At 72.3% G+C, this 4,373-nt stretch carries 7 protein-coding genes; 3 read left to right on the top strand and 4 right to left on the bottom strand.

What is annotated here, in order from left to right; all coding sequences use genetic code 11:
- From Q0112_RS16645 to Q0112_RS16635, 3 genes are all read right to left on the bottom strand, one after another.
- The coding region (locus Q0112_RS16645) for a GTP-binding protein (RefSeq protein WP_297977107.1) at nt 1-255 on the bottom strand (255 nt) is incomplete at its 3' end.
- A 163-nt stretch (nt 256-418) separates the two neighbouring features.
- Nucleotides 419-931, bottom strand: a complete 513-nt coding sequence (locus Q0112_RS16640; protein ID WP_297977106.1) for an MgtC/SapB family protein — start codon at nt 929-931, stop codon at nt 419-421.
- Nucleotides 932-974: 43 nt separating this feature from the next.
- Complete coding sequence (locus Q0112_RS16635; protein ID WP_297977105.1) at nt 975-1,418, bottom strand: SRPBCC family protein; 444 nt, start codon at nt 1,416-1,418, stop codon at nt 975-977.
- A 61-nt stretch (nt 1,419-1,479) separates the two neighbouring features.
- Here Q0112_RS16635 and Q0112_RS16630 point away from each other — a divergent pair, with 61 nt between their 5' ends.
- From Q0112_RS16630 to Q0112_RS16620, 3 genes are read left to right on the top strand one after another with little or no spacing between them, the layout of a single operon-like run.
- Entirely contained in the window at nt 1,480-2,439 is a 960-nt protein-coding gene (locus Q0112_RS16630) for an NADPH:quinone oxidoreductase family protein (protein WP_297977104.1), read from the top strand.
- A 26-nt stretch (nt 2,440-2,465) separates the two neighbouring features.
- Nucleotides 2,466-2,789, top strand: coding sequence for a type II toxin-antitoxin system MqsR family toxin (locus tag Q0112_RS16625; protein WP_297977103.1), 324 nt, complete (start codon nt 2,466-2,468; stop codon nt 2,787-2,789).
- Nucleotides 2,782-3,204 (top strand): type II toxin-antitoxin system MqsA family antitoxin, encoded by a 423-nt coding sequence (locus Q0112_RS16620; RefSeq protein WP_297977102.1) that lies wholly within the window; start codon nt 2,782-2,784, stop codon nt 3,202-3,204. The genes Q0112_RS16625 and Q0112_RS16620 overlap by 8 nt, the downstream gene beginning before the upstream one ends.
- A 22-nt stretch (nt 3,205-3,226) precedes the next feature.
- On the opposite strand, the gene Q0112_RS16615 is transcribed toward Q0112_RS16620, so the two are convergent.
- The gene (locus Q0112_RS16615; RefSeq protein WP_297977101.1) at nt 3,227-4,099 is read right to left on the bottom strand and encodes a LysR family transcriptional regulator; all 873 of its coding nucleotides are present in this window, start codon (nt 4,097-4,099) and stop codon (nt 3,227-3,229) included.
- Between the last annotated feature and the right edge of the window lie 274 nt (nt 4,100-4,373).

Genomic DNA, 4,373 nt, shown 5'->3' with positions numbered 1-4,373 from the left:
GCGCTCGACCTCGCCGCCGAAGTCGGCGTGGCCGGGGGTGTCGACGATGTTGATGCGGTGGCCGCGCCACTCGATCGAGGTGGCCTTGGCGAGGATGGTGATGCCGCGCTCGCGCTCGAGGTCGCCCGAATCGAGCGCGCGCTCGACGGTGGCCTGGTTCTCGCGGAAGGTGCCGGACTGCTTCAGCAGGGCATCGACGAGAGTGGTCTTGCCATGGTCGACATGCGCGATGATCGCGATGTTGCGGATGTCCATCGGGGTTTTCCTCGGGGGTCGAGGGGCCCCCTTAGTCGCAGCGCGCGGGAAAGGCAACCGTGCGCGCACGGGGCGGGCACGTGTGCCCTGCGGTCAAGGCGTTGATTTGTAATCACTTTATTTGCGTCTATACATTGTAATACGGTAATGCGGCCCGCTCCGCTCAGCCGCGATCCTCGTCGTCCGGCTTCTGCGGCTGCGCGCCGCGCAGGAGGCCGATGGCGAGGCCGAGGAAGGTCGCGAGGACGGCGACGGCCCAGAGGCCGTTGCCGGCGGCGAGGCCGATGGCGGCGGAGAGCCAGAGGAGCGCGCCGGTGGTGAGGTTCTTCACCCGGCCGCGGCTGAGGACGATCATGCCGGCGGCGAGGAAGGCGACGCCGGCGGTGGTCGCCTCGACGAGGCGCAGCGGGTCCATGCGCAGGGCCTCGCCGCGGTCGTCGTAGAGCCCCGCCATCTCGTAGGTGATGACGGCGTAGCTGGCCGCGGCGAGGCCGACGAGCATGTTGGTGCGCAGGCCCGCCGAGCGGGCGCTCGCCTCGCGCTCGTAGCCGATGACGGCGCAGAGGAGCGCGGCGCCGAGGAGGCGCAGCACGAGGATCGGCAGCGGCAGCGATGCGCTGCCGCGGACCTCCCGGGCGAGATCGGCGGCGAGATCGGCGGCGAGATCGGGCAGCATGATGCGGGCAGAACGCGGGCGGAGGGGGGCGGTTCCGCCCGGATCAGCCGCTCCCGACCTGGGCCGCGAGCGCGGCGAGGCCCTGCTCGAGCTCCGGGCCGATCCGGCGGTCGAAGCGGATCGCGCGGTAGCGCGCGAGCGGCGAGGGGCCCATGTCGGCCTGGATGCCCCAGGTGACGCGGGTGCCGCCGGGCTCGGGCGTGAGCGCCAGCCAGGCGGTGGCGATGCGGACGCCGGGCAGGTCGAGCGCCGCCTCCACGCGCTGGTCGGGCTCGCGGACGATGATCTCCTGCCGGCCGTCGCCGACCCGCAGCGAGTCGAGGTGCGGGAAGATCGCCGCCGGCGGGGCGTCGATGACGATCTGGCGGGTGACGGTCACGTCGCGCGGCAGCAGGAAGGCGATCGCGACGAGGACCGTCGCAAGCCCCAGCGCCGCCGCGGCGAGCTGGCCGAGAATGCGCCAGGTTGCTCCTCCCGGGCCCCGCATGGAATTCCCTCTCCCGCTCCGGCATGGTCTTGTGTCGCAGCCGGACGGAGGGAGCAAGGGCATGCGGGCGATGCGGATCGAGGCCCTCGGGCAGGAGCTGGCCATGGCGGAGGTGGCGGTGCCGGTGCCGGGGCCGGGCGAGGTGCTGGTCCGGGTGCGCGCCTGCGGGCTGAACTTCGCCGACACGCTGATGGTGGCCGGGCGCTACCAGGAGCGCCCGGCGCTCCCCTTCGCCCCGGGGATCGAGGTCTGCGGCACGGTCGCCGCGCGCGGGCCGGGGGTGGTGGCGCCGGGCGAGGGGGTGCGGGTGGCCGGGCTCTGCGGCGCGGGCGGGCTGGCGGACTACGTGGTGCTGCCCGCGGCCGGCTGCGCCCCGGTGCCCGAGGCGATGAGCGACGAGGCGGCGGCGGGCTTTCTCGTCGCCTACGGCACGAGCCATATCGCGCTCGCCGAGCTGGCACGGCTGCGGCCGGGGGAGACGCTGCTGGTGACCGGCGCCGCCGGCGGGGTCGGGCTGACCGCGGTCGAGCTCGGCGCGCTGATGGGCGCGCGGGTGCTGGCGGTGGCGCGCGGGGAGGAGAAGCGGGCGGTGGCCGCCGGCGCCGGGGCGCAGGCGACCTTCGACGCCGGGGCCGACATCGCGGCGGAGGTGAAGGCGCTGGGCGGCGCGGACGTCGTCTACCAGACGGTGGGGGGCGCGGTCTTCGAGGCGGCGCTGGCGGCGGCGCGGCCGGGGGCGCGGGTGCTGCCGATCGGCTTCGCCGGGGGCGAGGTGCCGCGGGTGCCGGCGAACCGGCTGCTGGTGAAGAACCAGACGGTGATCGGCTTCTATTTCGGCGCCTGGGTGCGGATGCATCCGGCCGCGGCGCGCGGCAGCCTCGAGGCGCTGATGGCCTGGCACGGCATGGGGCGGCTGCGGCCGCACGTCGGCCACGTGCTGCCGCTCGCGGCGGCGAACGAGGGGCTGCGGCTGCTGCGCGAGCGGGCGGCCACGGGCAAGGTGGTGGTGCGGATCGAGTGAGGGCGCTGGCTTGACATTACACCATCATGGTGCCATATGACGGAGAAGCGCCGACCTACGACCTGAAGGCCATTCAGCATGCATTCCGGACTCCCGCCCGCCTGGCAGCGACGACGACGGCCGTCCGAACGGCGGCGGCCTTGGGTTTCGACCGGGAGGGCATCGTCCAGACGATCCAGGCCCTCGAACGGCGGCATTTCTACAAGTCGATGACCAGCCATGCCGACAGCAAGCTCTGGCAGGACGTCTATCATGCGCCGTCGCCGGTCGGGACGCTCTACGTCAAGTTCGTCGCCGATACGGTGACGGAGTTCCGGCTTCTTTCGTTCAAGGAGAAGGACGATGGATGAGCGCATCTGCCCCGAGACGGGCGCCGTCATGACCCGTGGCACGCGGCCGATGACGCTTTCCTACAAGGGACGCTCGATCGTGATCGACATGCCCGGCTGGTATGCCGAAGGCGTCGAGGAGGGGATCCACGGCGGCGAGGACATGAAGGTTTCCGACCGCGCGCTGCACCGGCTGAAGGCGGAGGCGGAAGGTCTCCTGCTTCCCGAGGACGTGCGGCGGATCCGCCGCCGGCTCGGGCTCTCCCAGCGGGAGGCCGGGCTCGTCATCGGCGGAGGCCCGAACGCATTCCAGAAATACGAGGCCGGGGACGTCGTGGCGAGCCACGCGATCTCGAGCGCCCTGCGCGTGCTCGATGCGCATCCCGAGGCGCTCGCCGTCCTGGTGGCCCACCGCGAGCAACGGTCGGCGGCCTGACGGCGCTCCGGAAGCCGGCCGGCTATTCGGCGGCGAGGCATTCGGCGACGCCGAAAGCCTGGCGGATGATCTCGGCGAGCCGTTCGGCGAGGGCGGCGCGCGGGCCCGGGGCCACGTACATGTTCACATAGTGGTCGGGCAGGTCGGGAAGGGCGCCGCCGTGGCGGACGATCTCGCAGCGGGCGGGCACGCCGCTCTCCAGCTGCACGCTGACCGCGAGGTCGGCGGCGACGCTGGCGTCGACGGCGGCCGGCGAGATCGAATCGACCGCGAGCTCCCAGGGGATGCCGGCCCGTTCCAGCGCCTCGATCGCCGGGCGCTTGAAGACGCAGTTGCCGCAGGAGGCGTAGCGCAGCGGACGCTGCCGCCAGGCCTGGCCGCCGGGGGCGCCGGCCCAGACGAGGGGCTCGCGCAGCAGCGTCTCGCCGCCCGGGTCGAGCGTGCCCTCGGTGGTGAGGATGAGGTCCATCTCGCCCTTGGCGAGGAGCTCCTTGAGGCCCGAGGTGTAGAGCGCGTGGAGCTGCAGCTTCACCCGCGGGTAGGCGGCGGCGAAACGCTGCAGCACGCCCGGGACGCGCGGGTAGATGATGTCGTGCGGCACGCCGAAGTCGATCGCCCCCTCGAAGGCGGGGTGGGTCAGGCGGCTCCAGGCCTCGTCGTTGAGGGCGAGCAGGCGCCGGGCATAGGCGAGGAGCTGCTCGCCCTGGGCGGTGAGGGCGAGCGAGCGGCCGGAGCGGTCGAAGAGCTCGAGGTCGAGCTGGGTCTCGAGGCGCTTCAGCTGCATCGAGACGGCGGACTGGGTGAGGTTGAGCTGCGCCGCGGCGCGGGTGACGCCGCCGGAATCGGCGACCGCGGTGAAGGAGCGCAGCGCGGTCATGTCGAGGTGCCGGACCATATCACCGTCCTTGATGCATCGTCGCACAAATATTCGTTTCAAGGATAGGACGGTCTGCGCTAGATATCAAGCACGGTGATGAGATCGCCGTGAACGTGAAGATCCGATGATGGAGGGTGATATGGTTTCGAAGACCTTGCAGGGCGCGTCCCGCACCTTCCTGCCGCGTTTCGGCGTGCGCGGGGTGCTCGGGTTCCTCGCCGAGGCGGATGCGCGCCATCGCGCGCGGGCGCAGCTCGGTATGCTCGACGACCGTCTGCTGCGCGACATGGGC

The organism is uncultured Amaricoccus sp., assembly GCF_937858865.1.
Classification (GTDB): Bacteria; Pseudomonadota; Alphaproteobacteria; order Rhodobacterales; family Rhodobacteraceae; genus Amaricoccus.
The sequence above is the reverse complement of the archived record's forward strand: the minus strand, read 5'-3'. Positions and strand labels throughout refer to the sequence as shown.

Coding starts and splice junctions, on each gene's coding strand:
- Q0112_RS16635 (WP_297977105.1), bottom strand. CDS start 1,418: ATGCGGGGCCCGGGAGGAGCAACCTGGCGCATTCTCGGCCAGCTCGCC.
- Q0112_RS16625 (WP_297977103.1), top strand. CDS start 2,466: ATGGTGCCATATGACGGAGAAGCGCCGACCTACGACCTGAAGGCCATT.
- Q0112_RS16630 (WP_297977104.1), top strand. CDS start 1,480: ATGCGGGCGATGCGGATCGAGGCCCTCGGGCAGGAGCTGGCCATGGCG.
- Q0112_RS16615 (WP_297977101.1), bottom strand. CDS start 4,099: ATGGTCCGGCACCTCGACATGACCGCGCTGCGCTCCTTCACCGCGGTC.
- Q0112_RS16640 (WP_297977106.1), bottom strand. CDS start 931: ATGCTGCCCGATCTCGCCGCCGATCTCGCCGCCGATCTCGCCCGGGAG.
- Q0112_RS16620 (WP_297977102.1), top strand. CDS start 2,782: ATGGATGAGCGCATCTGCCCCGAGACGGGCGCCGTCATGACCCGTGGC.